Below are 17,581 nucleotides of genomic sequence, written 5' to 3'. Positions count from 1 at the left end.
CTGAGCGCCGGGCTGAGGCCTGCGCGGCTCCAACAAAAGACAACTTATGAGCTCGGATAAGAAACAGTCCCTTGGCGCAGTCACTCTGGCGGCGATCGGCGTGGTGTATGGCGATATCGGCACCAGCCCGCTCTATACCCTGCGCGAGTGTCTCTCTGGTCAGTTCGGCTTTGGCGTGGAACGCGAGGCGGTGTTTGGCTTTCTGTCGCTGATCTTCTGGCTGCTGATTCTGGTGGTTTCGCTTAAATACATCAGTTATGTGATGCGCGCCGACAACGCCGGTGAAGGCGGGATCCTGACGCTGATGTCACTGGCGGGCCGCAATACCGGCGCACGCGCCACGGCGATTCTGGTGATCATGGGGCTGATTGGCGGCAGCTTCTTCTACGGGGAAGTAGTGATCACGCCAGCGGTATCCGTGCTTTCGGCCATCGAAGGGCTGGAGATCGCCGCACCGAGCCTTGATAGCTACATTGTGCCGCTGGCGATTGCGGTACTGACGCTGCTGTTTGTGATTCAGAAACACGGCACCGGCATTGTCGGTAAGCTGTTCGCGCCGGTGATGCTGCTGTGGTTCATCATTCTGGCGGTGCTGGGCGCGCGCAGTATCATCAATAATCCTGAGGTGCTGCACGCCATGAACCCGTACTGGGCGCTGCACTTCTTCATTCAGTACAAAACGGTATCGTTCTTCGCGCTGGGCGCGGTGGTGCTGGCGATCACCGGCGTTGAAGCGCTGTATGCCGATATGGGCCACTTTGGTAAGTTTCCGATTCGCCTGGCATGGTTTGTGGTGGTGCTGCCGTCGCTGGTGCTCAACTATTTCGGCCAGGGCGCGCTGCTGCTGGAGCATCCGGAGGCCATCAAAAACCCGTTCTTCCTGCTGGCACCGGACTGGGCGCTGATTCCGATGCTGATTCTCGCGACGCTGGCCACGGTGATCGCCTCGCAGGCGGTGATCTCCGGCGTATTCTCGCTGACGCGCCAGGCGGTGCGTCTTGGCTATCTGCCGCCGATGCGCATCGTGCACACGTCCGAAGAGGAATCCGGCCAGATTTATATTCCGGTGATCAACTGGCTGCTTTATTTCTCTGTGGTGATTGTGATCGTCGGCTTTGAGCACTCCAGTAATCTGGCGGCCGCCTACGGGATTGCGGTGACCGGTACCATGGTGCTGACCGCCATTCTGTGTTCAACGGTGGCGATTCAGAACTGGCACTGGAATCGCTATCTGGTGGTGCTGATTCTCATCGCGATGCTGTGCATCGACGTTTCGCTGTTCTCCGCCAACCTGGTCAAAGTGTTCTCCGGCGGTTGGCTGCCGCTGACGCTGGCGCTGATGATGTTTATCGTGATGACCACGTGGAAGAGCGAGCGCTTCCGCCTGCTGCGTCGTATGCATGAGCATGGCAATTCGCTGGAGGCGATGATCGCCTCGCTGGAGAAATCGCCGCCGGTGCGCGTGCCGGGCACGGCGGTCTACATGTCGCGGGCGCTCAATGTCATCCCCTTTGCCATGCTGCATAACCTGAAGCACAACAAGGTGCTGCACGAGCGCGTGGTGCTGCTGACGCTGCGTACCGAAGATGCGCCTTATGTGCACAACGTGCGTCGCGTGACCATTGAGCAGCTGTCGCCCACCTTCTGGCGCGTGGTGGCAAGCTACGGCTGGCGCGAAACGCCGAACGTCGAGGAGATTTTCCACCGCTGCGGCCTCGAAGGGCTCAACTGCCGCATGATGGAAACCTCGTTCTTTATGTCACACGAGTCGCTGATCATCGGCAAACGCCCGTGGTATCTGCGTCTGCGCGGCAAGCTATTCCTTGCGCTGCAGCGCAACGCCCTGCGCGCGCCGGATCAGTTTGAAATTCCGCCGAACCGGGTAATCGAGCTCGGTACTCAGGTCGAAATCTGACGCATCGCGCGTCACCAGCTGAGGGTGACGCGCAGCCCCTGCGGCTGCACCGCGCTGAAGGTCAGCCGGATGCCGTGCAGCTGAGCCACATTTTTCACAATCGACAAGCCAAGCCCGCTGCCGGTTTGCGCCTGCCCCGGCGGTCGCCAGAAGCGTTCACCCAGCCGCGCCAGCTGCTCTGCGCTGACGCCCGGTCCGTTATCCACCACCTCCAGCCTGCGCGCGCTGAGCTGCAGCTGAATCTCACTGCCGGACGGCGTGTAGCGCAGCGCGTTATCCAGCAGATTGCGCAGCAGTAAACCCAGCAGCAGTGGATGACCGTTCATCACCGGTTCCGCGTCAGACGTCAGCGTCAGCCTGGTGTGCTGCGCTGCCGCCTGTGCCTGATGTTCGGTCACCAGCTGGTGCAGCAACGGCGCGAGGGGGACCGGCTGAAATTCGCTGCGCAGATCGTCTGCTTCGACGCGCGACAGCGTCAGCAGCTGATCGACCAGCCGCGTGGCGCGCAGGATGCCGCTATCGAGCTGCTGCAGCGCATGGTTACGCATCGCCTCGTCATCGCCGGCCAGCTGAATCACCTCGCTCTGTACGCGCAGCGCCGCCAGCGGGCTGCGCAGCTCGTGCGCCGCATCGGAGGTAAACCGTCGCTCGCGCTGGACCAGCTGTGCCATGCGGGCAAACAGGCCATTCAGCGCCGCCACCAGCGGCTTCACCTCCAGCGGCAGGCGTTGCGGCGTCAGCGGGGTGGCATCATCCGGCGCGCGTTGCTGCAGCGATGCAGTCAGGCGTTTCAGCGGACGCAGCTCAAACCACACCAGCGCCAGCAGCAACAGCAGCATCAGCGGCATGGCCACCAGCCACGGCAGCAGGCTGCTCAGTGCCAGATCGCGCGTCATATCATCACGATATTCCCACTCCTGTCCGACCACCACGCGCCACTGCTTATCGGCTGACGTCAGCCACAGCAGCCGCCAGCGATCGTCATCGCCACGCAGGCGACCATCGTGGAAGCCGTCACGATCCGCTGTAAACAGCAAATCGCGGCCGTTTTCGCCGTCGTTCAGCAGCGGTTTGCCGTCGGCGCTGAACAGCGCAAAGGCCAGCGCGTCGTCATCCTGATCGCCGCGATGGTGGCGCAAAATCGCTTTGGTTTTTGGCAGCGAGGCGGCCTGCAGGCGACTGGCATCCAGCGCCAGCAGGCGTTTGGCGAACAGCATCTGCTGGGTATCAAACAGCTCATTAACGGTGTCGCGCGTCTGCTGCCATGCGCTAAAGGTGGCGCTGGCACCACACAGAATTATTAACAGCAGAAAGCCGATGGCCAGTCGCAGGAACAGACTCATTCTGCCGCTCCCAGCGTGTAACCAATGCCGTGCACGGTGCGGATGAACTGACTGCCAAGCTTTTTACGCAGATGGTGGATGTGCACTTCGACCGCGTTACTGGAGACGTCGTCGTCCCAGCTGTACAGTTTCTCCTCCAGCTGCGCGCGCGTCAGCACGCGACCGGGATTGCGCAGGAACAGCTCCAGCAGCGCCAGCTCACGGCTTTTCAGGCTGAGCGGTTCGCCATCCAACGTCACGCTGTGGCTGCCGGGAGCCATCACCAGCCTACCGTGACGCAGCTCTGGCTGCAGCTGACCGTGACGGCGACGAATCAGCGCCTGCAGACGCGCGGCCACCTCCGTCAGCGCAAATGGCTTGCACAGATAGTCGTCGGCACCGAGTTGCAGGCCCTGCACGCGCTCGTCCAGCGCATCGCGTGCGGTGAGGATCAGCACCGGGACATCCGCGCCCTGCTCACGCCACTGGCGCAGGATGTCCAGCCCGTCACGTTGCGGCAGCGACAGATCTAGCACCACGGCATCCCATGGCGCCGCGTTGAGCGCCTGAAATCCGGCTTCGCCGCTGACAAACCAGTCGACGCTGAAACCCAGTTTGGTCAGGCCGACCTTCAGGCCATCGCCAATCAGCGTATCGTCTTCAATTAATAAAATGCGCATGCGTTTCTCCCGGTTATCTGGGGGTTTATACGAAGCAGATGCGCGCTTGTACAGCGTCATTCGCCTGTGTTGGCTTATTTTTCTCCTCTTTTTTTCCCTTAAGATCCTGTTAAGAACCCTGTGGTGAAATAGCTCCCGTAATCCGCACAGACATGGAAATGAGGTGAAAAATGAAAAAAAGTGCAGCGCTGTTCGCCATTATCGCCCTGGCGGCAACCCCGGTGTTAGCCGCCCAGCAGGGTGGCTTTGTCGACCCTAACGCGCCAGCCGTTCAGGCTAAAGCCGGCGGTTTTAAGGCCGATAACAGCAGTGTGGTGACGGTAAAACAGGCCGAAGAGATGAAGGATGACAGCTGGATCACCGTGCGCGGCCAGCTTGATAAGCAGATCGGCGATGAAGATTATCTGTTCCGCGACAGCAGCGGCAGTATGAAAGTGGAGATCGACCACAAACGCTGGAACGGCCAGACCATTACGCCGAAGGATCAGGTCGAGCTGACCGGCGAACTGGATAAGGATTTCAATTCGATTGAACTGGACGTTAAACAGGTGCGTAAACTGCCTTAACCTCCCCTGCGGAGCCACGTCGCGGGCTCCGCCATCCCGCCAAACTCAAATTTTCCCCGGCCCAGGCGAAACGTTTCGATGGCGATCACATTTCCGTGATGCCGTCATTGAGTTGCCATGTACATTTAATACACTGCCTGACAGCGAAACGTTTCGCTGTGGAGTGGAATAAATGAAAAAAGGTCGCCTGTTAAACGCTGAAGTCTCTCATGTGATTGCCCGCCTCGGGCATACCGATACGCTGACGATTGCCGATGCGGGCTTGCCGATCCCGGCCGGTCCACAGCGCATCGATCTGGCGCTTACGCCCGGTACGCCCGATTTTTTACAGGTGGTGGAGGTCATCACGCAGGAGATGCAGGTTGAGAGCGCCCTGATAGCGGAAGAGATCCAACAACACAATCCGCAACTCCACAGCCAGCTGATCGCCGTGCTCGAAGCCTTGCAACAGCACCAGGGGAATGTCATTAGCGTTCGTTACACCAGCCATGAACAGTTCAAACAACACACTCAGCGCAGTCAGGCGGTCATTCGCAGCGGAGAGTGCTCTCCGTATGCGAATGTCATCCTGAGCGCGGGCGTCACTTTCTGAGGCCGCTATGCAACCGTTATTGCAACTCAGGGGAATTGAAAAATCATTTCCCGGCGTGAAGGCGCTCAACGGCGCGTCGCTGGCGGTTTATCCCGGGCGCGTGATGGCGTTAGTGGGAGAGAACGGCGCGGGCAAATCCACCATGATGAAGGTGCTGACCGGCATCTACAGCATGGACGCCGGTTCGCTGCACTGGCTGGGCAAAGAAGTGACGTTCTCCGGGCCGAAAGCGTCTCAGGAAGCCGGCATCGGCATCATCCATCAGGAGCTGAACCTGATCCCGCAGCTGACCGTTGCGGAGAATATTTTCCTCGGCCGTGAATTCGTTAACCGCTTTGGCCGCATCGACTGGAAACAGATGTATGCCGCGGCGGATGCGCTGTTAAAGCGCCTCAATCTGCGCTTCAGCAGCCACAAGCTGGTGGGTGATCTGTCGATTGGCGACCAGCAAATGGTGGAGATCGCCAAAGTGCTCAGCTTCGAGTCGCAGGTCATCATTATGGATGAACCGACCGACGCGCTGACCGATACCGAAACCCTGTCGCTGTTCCGCGTCATCAATGAGCTGAAAGCGCAGGGCTGCGGCATTGTTTATATCTCCCACCGCATGAAAGAGATCTTTGAGATTTGCGATGACGTCACCGTGTTCCGTGACGGCCAGTTTATTGCCGAGCGCGCGGTAGGCGATCTCAGCGAAGAGGGCCTGATCGAAATGATGGTCGGCCGCAAGCTTGAGGATCAGTATCCGCATCTCGATCAGACACCGGGCGAGGTGCGGCTGCGGGTCGAGCACGTTAGCGGACCGGGCGTAGAAGATGTCAGCTTTACCCTGCGTAAGGGCGAAATTCTGGGCATCTCCGGTCTGATGGGCGCGGGCCGCACCGAATTAATGAAGGTGCTGTACGGCGCGCTGCCGCGTACGCACGGCAAAGTGACGCTCAACGGCCGCGAGATTGTCACCCGCTCGCCGCAGGACGGCCTGGCCAACGGCATCGTCTATATCTCGGAAGACCGTAAGCGTGACGGACTGGTGCTCGGTATGTCGGTCAAAGAGAACATGTCGCTGACCGCGCTGCGCTACTTCAGCCGCGCCGATGGCGGCCTGAAGCACGCCGAAGAGCAGCTGGCGGTGGGCGATTTTATCCGCCTGTTCAATGTGAAAACGCCGTCAATGATGCAGCCGATCGGTCTGCTGTCTGGCGGTAATCAGCAAAAAGTGGCGATTGCGCGTGGCCTGATGACGCGCCCGGATGTGCTAATCCTCGACGAGCCGACGCGCGGCGTCGATGTCGGGGCGAAAAAAGAGATCTATCAGTTAATTAACCAGTTTAAAGCCGAAGGGCTGAGCATCATCCTGGTGTCGTCGGAAATGCCGGAAGTGCTGGGCATGAGCGACCGCATTCTGGTGATGCATGAAGGCCATCTGAGTGGCGAATTTTCCCGTGAGCAGGCTACCCAGGAATCCCTGATGGCAGCGGCGGTCGGTAAGCAACACAGCGAGGAGTTAGTTGTATGAGTACCCAAACCTTACCTGCCAGCCGTCGCTGGTTCAGCAAAGCCTGGCTGCTGGAGCAGAAATCGCTGATCGCACTGATTGTGCTGATCGCCGTGGTCGCCAGCCAGAGCCCGAACTTCTTCACGCTGCCCAACATGTTCAACATCCTGCAGCAGACGTCGGTCAACGCCATCATGGCGGTGGGCATGACGCTGGTGATTCTGACCTCAGGCATCGACCTTTCGGTCGGCTCGCTGCTGGCGCTGACCGGCGCGGTAGCGGCATCAATTGTCGGGCTGGAAGTTAATGCGCTGGTGGCCGTGGCGGCATCGCTGGCGCTCGGTGCTTTTATTGGTGCCATTACCGGCGTGATTGTGGCGCGCGGCAAGGTGCAGGCGTTTATCGCTACGCTGGTGATGATGCTGCTGCTGCGCGGCGTCACCATGGTTTACACCAACGGCAGTCCGATCAACACCGGCTTCAGCGATAACGCCGATCTGTTTGGCTGGTTCGGCATTGGCCGTCCGCTGGGCATTCCGACGCCGGTATGGCTGATGGCGGTGGTGTTCGCGCTGGCGTGGTACATGCTGCATCACACCCGCCTCGGCCGCTATATCTATGCGCTGGGCGGTAACGAAGCGGCTACGCGCCTGTCCGGCATCAACGTTAACCGCGTTAAAGTCATCGTCTATTCGCTGTGCGGCCTGCTGGCGGCGCTGGCGGGCACCATCGAAGTGGCGCGTCTCTCTTCCGCGCAGCCGACGGCGGGCACCGGTTATGAACTGGATGCGATTGCTGCGGTGGTGCTGGGTGGGACCAGCCTCGCGGGCGGTAAAGGGCGCATTATGGGCACGCTGATCGGTGCGCTGATTCTCGGCTTCCTCAATAACGGCCTCAACCTGATGGGCGTATCGTCTTACTACCAGATGATTGTCAAAGCCGTCGTCATTCTGCTGGCGGTGCTGGTGGATAACAAAAGCAGTAAGTAACTCTGACCTTCACACAGGATTAAAGAAATGAAAAAGTTAACTGCATTGGCCGTCATCCTTGGCGCCACCCTCAGTGCTGGCGCGATGGCTAAGGATACGATTGCGCTGGTGGTCTCAACCCTCAATAACCCGTTCTTTGTGTCGCTGAAAGATGGCGCACAGAAAGAAGCCGATAAGCTGGGCTATAACCTGGTGGTGCTCGACTCACAGAACAACCCGGCAAAAGAGCTGGCAAACGTGCAGGATCTCACCGTGCGCGGCACCAAACTGCTGCTGATCAACCCAACGGATTCTGACGCGGTCGGTAACGCCGTGAAAATGGCTAACCAGGCAAACATCCCGGTGATTACGCTGGACCGTATGGCGGCGCAGGGTAAAGTTGTCAGCCACGTGGCGTCTGATAACCGCTTCGGCGGCAAAATGGCCGGCGATTTCATCGCGAAGAAACTGGGCGACGGTGCGAAAATCATCGAGCTGCAGGGCATTGCCGGCACCTCCGCTGCCCGCGAGCGTGGCGAAGGCTTTAAGCAGGCCGCTGACGCGCACAAATTCAACGTGCTGGCCAGCCAGCCGGCCGATTTTGATCGTACTAAAGGCCTGAACGTGATGCAGAACCTGCTGCAGGCGCATCCGGACGTGCAGGCAGTCTTTGCCCAGAACGACGAAATGGCGCTGGGCGCGCTGCGTGCGCTGCAGACCGCAGGCAAAACCGACGTGCTGGTGGTGGGCTTTGATGGCACCGCGGACGGCGTGAAGGCGGTAGAATCCGGTAAACTCAGCGCGACCGTTGCACAGATGCCAGACAAGATTGGTATGATTGGCGTCGATACCGCAGATAAAGTTCTGAAGGGCGAGAAAGTGCAGGCGATCAACCCGGTTGACCTGAAATTGGTTACTAAATAAAACCCAAAGAAAAGCATGGCAACGCGCCACCCTCGTGGTGGCGCAACTTCCTGGATAACTCCCTATGAGCAAAAGCGCAAAACTGGCGGTACTCGGCAGCATCAACGCCGACCACATCCTCAACCTCGCCCATTTTCCCCGTCCGGGTGAAACGGTGATCGGGAAACAGTATCAGGTTGCCTTTGGCGGTAAAGGGGCCAACCAGGCCGTCGCGGCTGGCCGGGCCGGTGCTGACATTGCTTTTATTGCCTGCGTGGGTGCAGATGACATCGGCGAACGTATTCGCCAGCAGCTGCAGCAGGACCAGATTGATACCGCTCCGGTGGAAACCGTGGCGCAAGAAGCCACCGGCGTGGCGATGATCTTCGTGAATGGCGAAGGCGAAAATAACATTGGCATCTACTCAGGCGCGAACGCGGCGCTGACGCCAGCCTGTGTGGAGCGCCACCAGCAGGTAATTCGTTCGGCCGATGCGCTGCTGATGCAGCTGGAGTCGCCGCTGGACAGCGTGCTGGCCGCGGCCCGCATCGCGCGCGCCAGTCACACTCAGGTGATCCTCAACCCGGCGCCGGCGACCCAGCTCTCTGATGAGTTGCTGGCGCTGATCGACATTATTACGCCGAATGAGACCGAAGCGGAAATCCTCACCGGCATCGCCGTCAACGACGACGACGACGCGGCGCGGGCAGCCCAGGCGCTGCACGCCAAAGGCATTGATACCGTATTGATTACGCTGGGCCGGCGCGGCGTATGGCTCAGCGAGCAGGGCCAGGGACAGCGTATTCCCGGCTTCAGCGTGCAGGCGGTGGATACCATTGCTGCCGGTGATACCTTCAACGGGGCCTTCATTACCGCGCGGCTGGAAGGCGTGGCGATGCAGGATGCGGTCCGTTTTGCCCATGCGGCGGCAGCCATTGCCGTGACGCGCCCGGGCGCACAGCCCTCAGTGCCATGGCGCACTGAGATTGACGCATTCCTGCAGCAACAGGGTTAAGCGCTTGGCTACCATGAAAGATGTCGCCCGTCTGGCGGGCGTCTCCACCTCCACCGTTTCGCACGTTATCAACAACAACCGTTTTGTTAGCGAGCAGGTGCGCGACAGAGTGGAACAGGCGATTCGCGAATTAAACTACGCGCCGTCGGCGCTGGCGCGCAGCCTGAAGATCAAGCAAACACGCACCATTGGCATGTTACTGACCGCCAGCAGCAACCCGTTCTACTCGGAGGTGGTACGCGGTGTAGAGAACAGCTGCTATGAACGCGGCTACAGCCTGATTCTGTGCAATACCGAAGGCGATGAAGAGCGCATGAATCGCAGCCTTGAAACGCTGATGCAGAAGCGCGTGGATGGCCTGCTGATGATGTGCACGGAAACCCATCTGCCCTCCGCCGACATCCTTAATCGCTATCCTTCGGTGCCGATGGTGATGATGGACTGGGCGCCGTTTGAAGGGCGCGGCGATATTATTCAGGATAACGCGCTGCTGGGCGGCGAACTGGCTACGCAGTATCTGATTGATCGCGGTTACACCCGCATCGCCTGTATTGCCGGGCCGCTGGATAAAACCCCGGCGCGCCTGCGTCTGGACGGTTTTCATCAGGCGATGGCTGCCAGTGGGCTGGCGGTGCCGCCGGGCTATGTGGTGGACGGCGATTTCGAATTTCAGGGCGGTTTTAACGCCATGAATCAGCTGCTGGCGCTCGATCCGCCACCGCAGGCGGTGTTTACCAGCAACGATGCGATGGCGGTAGGCGTCTATCACGCCCTGTATCAGGCGGGACTGCGCGTGCCGCAGGATATGGCGGTGATGGGCTATGACAACATTGAGCTGGCGCGCTATCTGACGCCGCCGCTCAGTACCATTCATCAGCCGAAAGATGAGCTGGGCGAGCTGGCCATTGATACGCTGATTCATCGTATGAGCGATCCCGACGCCAGCCAGCAAACGCTGGTGCTGACGCCGGAGCTGGTGGAGCGCGGTTCGGTTTAACTGCTTTTACGCGTTTTCTCGCGGTTGGCGATCAGGTTACGGCCATCCCCCGGCCGTAACATCAGAAACGCCAGCGCCGACAGCACGGTAATCACGCCCATGGTAAAGAAGGTGGCGTGGAACTGCTGCACCGTGGTGCTCTCAAAATCCTGGTAAAAGCGCAGCACGGCGGCGCTGACCGCCACGCCAAAACTGATCGACACCTGCTGCGTTACCGCCAGCACGCTATTGCCGCCGCTGGCGTTCTCATCATTCAAATCCGCCAGTGTAATGGTATTCATGGCGGTAAACTGGGTCGACATCGCCATGCCCAGTACAAACAGCGCCACCAGCAGCATGATGATGCTTCCGTCCGGCGACTGCAGCGCGAAGCTGGCGACCAGCACGCCGATGATAACCGTAATGCCCACCAGCGTTTTACGATAGCCAAAGCGGCGCAGCACCTGAGTCACGGTGGATTTAGCCAGCAGCGAGCCAATCGCCGTGGGCCCCATCATGCAGCCGGCGATGATCGCCGGATAGCCAAATCCTACCTGTAACATCAGCGGCATTAGGAACGGAATACAGCCGGTACCGAGACGCGCGGCAATATTACCGATAATCCCGACGGAGAACGTGCGTGTCTTAAACATCGGCAGACTAATCAGCGGAGCCGGATGGCGGCGCGCATGCATAATATAGAGCAGCAGCAATACCACGCCGCTGACCAGCACCAGCACTGCCTGCCACGGCGATACGATACGCTCGCCAAACAGCTCAATACCGATGGAGATCAGCACCAGACCAAAACCAAACAGCATAAAACCGCCGAAATCGAAGCGGCGTTTTGGCGTGGTGAAGTCTGGCATATATTTGCGCGCATAGAAGATGCCGGCGATGCCGATAGGAATATTAATCAGGAAGATCCAGTGCCAGCTGGCGTAGGTGACCAGCAGACCACCGAGCATAGGGCCAAGAATCGGTCCGACCAGGCCGGGCATGGTGACAAAGTTGAGTACCGGCAGCAGTTCGCTGCGCGGATAGGCGCGCAGCAGCGCCAGACGCGCTACCGGCATCATCATTGCTCCGCCAACGCCTTGCACCACGCGCGAAACCACCAGCATGCTCAGCGATCCGGACAGCGCACAGGCCAGTGAGCCAAGCGTGAACAGGGAAACCGCCACAATAAACACCTTACGCGTGCCAAAGCGATCGGCCAGCCAGCCGCTGACCGGAATCAACATCGCGACCGTGAGCGTATAACTGATGACGGCGGACTGCATGGCGAGTGGGGAACGTTCAAGGCTGGTGGCAATGGCGGGAAGCGCGGTATTCAGGATGGTGGCGTCGAGAGCCTGCATAAAAAACGCCATGGCGGCGATCCAGGGCAGGCCGGCCATACTGCGCGCGGAGCGAATCATTGAAAATCCTTCTTGAAGAAAATCGGTCAGCAAAGAGCGTAAGTTAAACAGGATAGCATCGGTCGCTGCGACGATGGCGCTGATTTGTGCCGCTGTGAGAGCTGATTTGCCTGATTATTAGACGGGAAATGTCTGTTTTTACCGCGTTCGTATAAAAAAGTAGCTTTCGGTCAATTTTTTTCAGGAAATGCTTGTCACTTCAGATTAACTCCCTATAATGCGCCACCACTGAGACGGCAAAGCGGCAACGCAGGCGGCTCAGCAGGGCGTGAAGCGATTCACCCCGCCGGAGAAAAACGCTGAAAAAAGTGTTTGACTCTGAAGGAGGAAAGCGTAATATACGCCACCTCGCGACAGCAGGCCGAACGCCGCGTCGCACCGCTCTTTAACAATTTATCAGACAATCTGTGTGGGCACTCGCAGGATTGATATCAGCGTCTCCGGACGTAAAAAATATCAAGTCTTTGCTGAGTGAACACGTAATTCATTACGAAGTTTAATTCACAGAGCATCGCTGCACTCGTTGCAGCAAATCAAACTTTAAATTGAAGAGTTTGATCATGGCTCAGATTGAACGCTGGCGGCAGGCCTAACACATGCAAGTCGAACGGCAGCACAGAAGAGCTTGCTCTTTGGGTGGCGAGTGGCGGACGGGTGAGTAATGTCTGGGAAACTGCCCGATGGAGGGGGATAACTACTGGAAACGGTAGCTAATACCGCATAACGTCGCAAGACCAAAGTGGGGGACCTTCGGGCCTCACACCATCGGATGTGCCCAGATGGGATTAGCTAGTAGGTGGGGTAATGGCTCACCTAGGCGACGATCCCTAGCTGGTCTGAGAGGATGACCAGCCACACTGGAACTGAGACACGGTCCAGACTCCTACGGGAGGCAGCAGTGGGGAATATTGCACAATGGGCGCAAGCCTGATGCAGCCATGCCGCGTGTATGAAGAAGGCCTTCGGGTTGTAAAGTACTTTCAGCGGGGAGGAAGGCGGTGAGGTTAATAACCTTGCCGATTGACGTTACCCGCAGAAGAAGCACCGGCTAACTCCGTGCCAGCAGCCGCGGTAATACGGAGGGTGCAAGCGTTAATCGGAATTACTGGGCGTAAAGCGCACGCAGGCGGTCTGTTAAGTCAGATGTGAAATCCCCGGGCTTAACCTGGGAACTGCATTTGAAACTGGCAGGCTTGAGTCTCGTAGAGGGGGGTAGAATTCCAGGTGTAGCGGTGAAATGCGTAGAGATCTGGAGGAATACCGGTGGCGAAGGCGGCCCCCTGGACGAAGACTGACGCTCAGGTGCGAAAGCGTGGGGAGCAAACAGGATTAGATACCCTGGTAGTCCACGCCGTAAACGATGTCGACTTGGAGGTTGTGCCCTTGAGGCGTGGCTTCCGGAGCTAACGCGTTAAGTCGACCGCCTGGGGAGTACGGCCGCAAGGTTAAAACTCAAATGAATTGACGGGGGCCCGCACAAGCGGTGGAGCATGTGGTTTAATTCGATGCAACGCGAAGAACCTTACCTGGCCTTGACATCCAGAGAACTTAGCAGAGATGCTTTGGTGCCTTCGGGAACTCTGAGACAGGTGCTGCATGGCTGTCGTCAGCTCGTGTTGTGAAATGTTGGGTTAAGTCCCGCAACGAGCGCAACCCTTATCCTTTGTTGCCAGCGGTTCGGCCGGGAACTCAAAGGAGACTGCCGGTGATAAACCGGAGGAAGGTGGGGATGACGTCAAGTCATCATGGCCCTTACGGCCAGGGCTACACACGTGCTACAATGGCGCATACAAAGAGAAGCGACCTCGCGAGAGCAAGCGGACCTCATAAAGTGCGTCGTAGTCCGGATTGGAGTCTGCAACTCGACTCCATGAAGTCGGAATCGCTAGTAATCGTAGATCAGAATGCTACGGTGAATACGTTCCCGGGCCTTGTACACACCGCCCGTCACACCATGGGAGTGGGTTGCAAAAGAAGTAGGTAGCTTAACCTTCGGGAGGGCGCTTACCACTTTGTGATTCATGACTGGGGTGAAGTCGTAACAAGGTAACCGTAGGGGAACCTGCGGTTGGATCACCTCCTTACCTGAAGATACCTTCCCGCGAAGTGCTCACACAGATTGTCTGATAGAAAAGTAACGAGCAGGACGGCTGCGAAGTCGTGACACTTTGTGTCCCCTTCGTCTAGCGGTTAGGACTCCGCCCTTTCACGGCGGCAACAGGGGTTCGAATCCCCTAGGGGACGCCACTGCTTGGTGACAGGTGAAAGGTGTCTCCACAGAATATCTCAAAACTGACGGTAACGTCGTGTTTGAGATATTGCTCTTTAACAATCCGGAACAAGCTGAAAATTTGAAACGACGCGTCGTATTCATTCTCCGTAATAAGAATGAAATTTACGATGCGTTCGGGTCTCTCAAATGCTTACAACAGACAGCGTTGCAAAACGCCTGTGGGTTGTGAGGTTAAGCGACTAAGCGTACACGGTGGATGCCCTGGCAGTCAGAGGCGATGAAGGACGTGCTAATCTGCGAAAAGCGACGGTAAGGTGATATGAACCGCTACAGCCGTCGATGTCCGAATGGGGAAACCCGGTGCACTCTGTGCATCATCGTTAACTGAATACATAGGTTAACGAGGCGAACCGGGGGAACTGAAACATCTAAGTACCCCGAGGAAAAGAAATCAACCGAGATTCCCCCAGTAGCGGCGAGCGAACGGGGAGCAGCCCAGGACCTGAATCAGCTTGTGCATCAGTGGAAGCGTCTGGAAAGTCGCGCGATACCGGGTGACAGCCCCGTACACGAAGATGCATGAGTTGTGAGTCCGACGAGTAGGGCGGGACACGTGGTATCCTGTCTGAACATGGGGGGACCATCCTCCAAGGCTAAATACTCCTGACTGACCGATAGTGAACCAGTACCGTGAGGGAAAGGCGAAAAGAACCCCGGCGAGGGGAGTGAAACAGAACCTGAAACCGTGTACGTACAAGCAGTGGGAGCCTACTTGTTAGGTGACTGCGTACCTTTTGTATAATGGGTCAGCGACTTATATTCTGTAGCAAGGTTAACCGCATAGGGGAGCCGAAGGGAAACCGAGTCTTAATTGGGCGTTAAGTTGCAGGGTATAGACCCGAAACCCGGTGATCTAGCCATGGGCAGGTTGAAGGTTGGGTAACACTAACTGGAGGACCGAACCGACTAATGTTGAAAAATTAGCGGATGACTTGTGGCTGGGGGTGAAAGGCCAATCAAACCGGGAGATAGCTGGTTCTCCCCGAAAGCTATTTAGGTAGCGCCTCGTGAACTCATCTCCGGGGGTAGAGCACTGTTTCGGCTAGGGGGCCATCCCGGCTTACCAACCCGATGCAAACTGCGAATACCGGAGAATGTTATCACGGGAGACACACGGCGGGTGCTAACGTCCGTCGTGAAGAGGGAAACAACCCAGACCGCCAGCTAAGGTCCCAAAGTCATGGTTAAGTGGGAAACGATGTGGGAAGGCACAGACAGCCAGGATGTTGGCTTAGAAGCAGCCATCATTTAAAGAAAGCGTAATAGCTCACTGGTCGAGTCGGCCTGCGCGGAAGATGTAACGGGGCTAAACCATGCACCGAAGCTGCGGCAGCGACACTATGTGTTGTTGGGTAGGGGAGCGTTCTGTAAGCCGCTGAAGGTGTGCTGTGAGGCATGCTGGAGGTATCAGAAGTGCGAATGCTGACATAAGTAACGATAAAGCGGGTGAAAAGCCCGCTCGCCGGAAGACCAAGGGTTCCTGTCCAACGTTAATCGGGGCAGGGTGAGTCGACCCCTAAGGCGAGGCTGAAAAGCGTAGTCGATGGGAAACAGGTTAATATTCCTGTACTTGGTGTTACTGCGAAGGGGGGACGGAGAAGGCTAGGTTATCCGGGCGACGGTTGTCCCGGTTTAAGCGTGCAGGTGTGAAGACCAGGCAAATCCGGTCTTCTTTAACACTGAGGCGCGATGACGAGCCGCTACGGCGGTGAAGTAACTGATGCCCTGCTTCCAGGAAAAGCCTCTAAGCTCCAGGTAACACGAAATCGTACCCCAAACCGACACAGGTGGTCAGGTAGAGAATACCAAGGCGCTTGAGAGAACTCGGGTGAAGGAACTAGGCAAAATGGTGCCGTAACTTCGGGAGAAGGCACGCTGGCGCGTAGGTGAAGGGACTTGCTCCCGGAGCCGAGGCCAGTCGAAGATACCAGCTGGCTGCAACTGTTTATTAAAAACACAGCACTGTGCAAACACGAAAGTGGACGTATACGGTGTGACGCCTGCCCGGTGCCGGAAGGTTAATTGATGGGGTTATCCGCAAGGAGAAGCTCTTGATCGAAGCCCCGGTAAACGGCGGCCGTAACTATAACGGTCCTAAGGTAGCGAAATTCCTTGTCGGGTAAGTTCCGACCTGCACGAATGGCGTAATGATGGCCAGGCTGTCTCCACCCGAGACTCAGTGAAATTGAAATCGCTGTGAAGATGCAGTGTACCCGCGGCAAGACGGAAAGACCCCGTGAACCTTTACTATAGCTTGACACTGAACATTGAGCCTTGATGTGTAGGATAGGTGGGAGGCTTTGAAGCGCGGACGCCAGTCTGCGTGGAGCCAACCTTGAAATACCACCCTTTAATGTTTGATGTTCTAACGTAGGCCCGTAATCCGGGCTGCGGACAGTGTCTGGTGGGTAGTTTGACTGGGGCGGTCTCCTCCCAAAGCGTAACGGAGGAGCACGAAGGTTGGCTAATCCTGGTCGGACATCAGGAGGTTAGTGCAATGGCATAAGCCAGCTTGACTGCGAGAGTGACGGCTCGAGCAGGTGCGAAAGCAGGTCATAGTGATCCGGTGGTTCTGAATGGAAGGGCCATCGCTCAACGGATAAAAGGTACTCCGGGGATAACAGGCTGATACCGCCCAAGAGTTCATATCGACGGCGGTGTTTGGCACCTCGATGTCGGCTCATCACATCCTGGGGCTGAAGTAGGTCCCAAGGGTACGGCTGTTCGCCGTTTAAAGTGGTACGCGAGCTGGGTTTAGAACGTCGTGAGACAGTTCGGTCCCTATCTGCCGTGGGCGCTGGAGAATTGAGGGGGGTTGCTCCTAGTACGAGAGGACCGGAGTGAACGCACCGCTGGTGTTCGGGTTGTCATGCCAATGGCACTGCCCGGTAGCTAAGTGCGGAAGAGATAAGTGCTGAAAGCATCTAAGCACGAAACTTGCCCCGAGATGAGTTCTCCCTGACCCTTTAAGGGTCCTGAAGGGACGTTGAAGACGACGACGTTGATAGGCCGGGTGTGTAAGCGCAGCGATGCGTTGAGCTAACCGGTACTAATGACCCGTGAGGCTTAACCTTACAACGCCAGAGGCGTTTTGGTCTGAGAGACCGAAAGAATTTTCAGCTTTGTTCACCGGATTACGTCCAGTGGATTTTGTGCTGTGACAAGGCGGCACGCGAGACGACGTGAAGGAGCATACACGAGTATGTGACTGAGCGGCGCGAGCGGGGTAACGCAGTCAGAGCGCGAAAGACGCGGACGAAAACAGAATTTGCCTGGCGGCAACAGCGCGGTGGTCCCACCTGACCCCATGCCGAACTCAGAAGTGAAACGCCGTAGCGCCGATGGTAGTGTGGGGCCTCCCCATGCGAGAGTAGGGAACTGCCAGGCATCAAACCCGTGAAGAAGCCCCGGACGAGAGTCCGGGGCTTTTTTACG

11 protein-coding genes, 1 tRNA gene and 3 rRNA genes are annotated in these 17,581 nt (G+C 57.6%); 12 read left to right on the top strand and 3 right to left on the bottom strand.

Annotation, left to right across the window (positions count from 1 at the left end):
• Positions 1-46: 46 nt before the first annotated feature.
• Entirely contained in the window at positions 47-1,915 is a 1,869-nt protein-coding gene (gene kup, locus ABVR31_RS00075; RefSeq protein ID WP_021508177.1) for a low affinity potassium transporter Kup, read from the top strand.
• Between the two features lie 11 nt (positions 1,916-1,926).
• Here the strand turns inward: kup and qseC are convergent, their stop codons facing one another.
• Together qseC and qseB are read right to left on the bottom strand one after the other, a co-directional pair.
• The gene (qseC, locus tag ABVR31_RS00070; RefSeq protein WP_372771675.1) at positions 1,927-3,258 is read right to left on the bottom strand and encodes a quorum sensing histidine kinase QseC; all 1,332 of its coding nucleotides are present in this window, start codon (positions 3,256-3,258) and stop codon (positions 1,927-1,929) included.
• Positions 3,255-3,917, bottom strand: coding sequence for a quorum sensing response regulator transcription factor QseB (gene qseB / locus ABVR31_RS00065; RefSeq protein ID WP_372771674.1), 663 nt, complete (start codon positions 3,915-3,917; stop codon positions 3,255-3,257). The genes qseC and qseB overlap by 4 nt, the downstream gene beginning before the upstream one ends.
• Before the next feature lie 170 nt (positions 3,918-4,087).
• Here qseB and ABVR31_RS00060 point away from each other — a divergent pair, with 170 nt between their 5' ends.
• The 7 genes from ABVR31_RS00060 to rbsR all read left to right on the top strand — a co-directional run bounded on the left by ABVR31_RS00060 (position 4,088) and on the right by rbsR (position 10,453).
• Complete coding sequence (locus ABVR31_RS00060) at positions 4,088-4,483, top strand: YgiW/YdeI family stress tolerance OB fold protein (RefSeq protein WP_372771673.1); 396 nt, start codon at positions 4,088-4,090, stop codon at positions 4,481-4,483.
• Positions 4,484-4,655: 172 nt separating this feature from the next.
• Positions 4,656-5,075 (top strand): D-ribose pyranase, encoded by a 420-nt coding sequence (gene rbsD / locus ABVR31_RS00055; RefSeq protein ID WP_021313542.1) that lies wholly within the window; start codon positions 4,656-4,658, stop codon positions 5,073-5,075.
• Between the two features lie 7 nt (positions 5,076-5,082).
• Positions 5,083-6,591 carry a ribose ABC transporter ATP-binding protein RbsA gene (gene rbsA / locus ABVR31_RS00050; protein ID WP_058758228.1) on the top strand — a complete coding sequence of 503 codons (1,509 nt, stop codon included), beginning with the start codon at positions 5,083-5,085 and terminating at the stop codon, positions 6,589-6,591.
• Positions 6,588-7,559: a ribose ABC transporter permease gene (gene rbsC / locus ABVR31_RS00045; protein ID WP_021508172.1), complete on the top strand. Its 972-nt coding sequence runs from the start codon at positions 6,588-6,590 to the stop codon at positions 7,557-7,559. The genes rbsA and rbsC overlap by 4 nt, the downstream gene beginning before the upstream one ends.
• Positions 7,560-7,586: 27 nt before the next feature.
• Positions 7,587-8,462 (top strand): ribose ABC transporter substrate-binding protein RbsB, encoded by an 876-nt coding sequence (gene rbsB / locus ABVR31_RS00040; RefSeq protein WP_021508171.1) that lies wholly within the window; start codon positions 7,587-7,589, stop codon positions 8,460-8,462.
• A 64-nt stretch (positions 8,463-8,526) separates the two neighbouring features.
• Positions 8,527-9,456, top strand: a complete 930-nt coding sequence (gene rbsK / locus ABVR31_RS00035) for a ribokinase (RefSeq protein WP_058770712.1) — start codon at positions 8,527-8,529, stop codon at positions 9,454-9,456.
• Between the two features lie 4 nt (positions 9,457-9,460).
• Positions 9,461-10,453: a ribose operon transcriptional repressor RbsR gene (rbsR, locus tag ABVR31_RS00030; protein WP_369597187.1), complete on the top strand. Its 993-nt coding sequence runs from the start codon at positions 9,461-9,463 to the stop codon at positions 10,451-10,453.
• Here the strand turns inward: rbsR and mdtD are convergent.
• Positions 10,450-11,853, bottom strand: coding sequence for a multidrug transporter subunit MdtD (gene mdtD / locus ABVR31_RS00025; RefSeq protein WP_021508168.1), 1,404 nt, complete (start codon positions 11,851-11,853; stop codon positions 10,450-10,452). The two genes, rbsR and mdtD, sit on opposite strands and share 4 nt — an antisense overlap.
• A 542-nt stretch (positions 11,854-12,395) precedes the next feature.
• On the opposite strand from mdtD, the gene ABVR31_RS00020 reads away from it, so the two are divergent.
• The 4 genes from ABVR31_RS00020 (at position 12,396) to rrf (ending at position 17,533) form a co-directional block, all read left to right on the top strand.
• A 16S ribosomal RNA gene (locus tag ABVR31_RS00020) occupies positions 12,396-13,937 on the top strand.
• 88 nt (positions 13,938-14,025) lie between these two features.
• A tRNA-Glu gene (locus ABVR31_RS00015) sits at positions 14,026-14,100 on the top strand.
• Between the two features lie 215 nt (positions 14,101-14,315).
• Positions 14,316-17,220: ribosomal RNA gene (locus ABVR31_RS00010) — 23S ribosomal RNA — on the top strand.
• A gap of 197 nt (positions 17,221-17,417) precedes the next feature.
• A 5S ribosomal RNA gene (gene rrf, locus ABVR31_RS00005) occupies positions 17,418-17,533 on the top strand.
• Together the 16S, 23S and 5S rRNA genes with 1 tRNA gene alongside form the textbook arrangement of a ribosomal RNA operon.
• The last annotated feature ends 48 nt before the right edge of the window (positions 17,534-17,581 follow it).

Source organism: Pantoea sp. WEP, from assembly GCF_041678305.1.
GTDB lineage: Bacteria > Pseudomonadota > Gammaproteobacteria > Enterobacterales > Enterobacteriaceae > Pantoea > Pantoea dispersa.
Note: the sequence above shows the minus strand (reverse complement) of the source record. Positions and strands in the feature narration are given on the sequence as shown.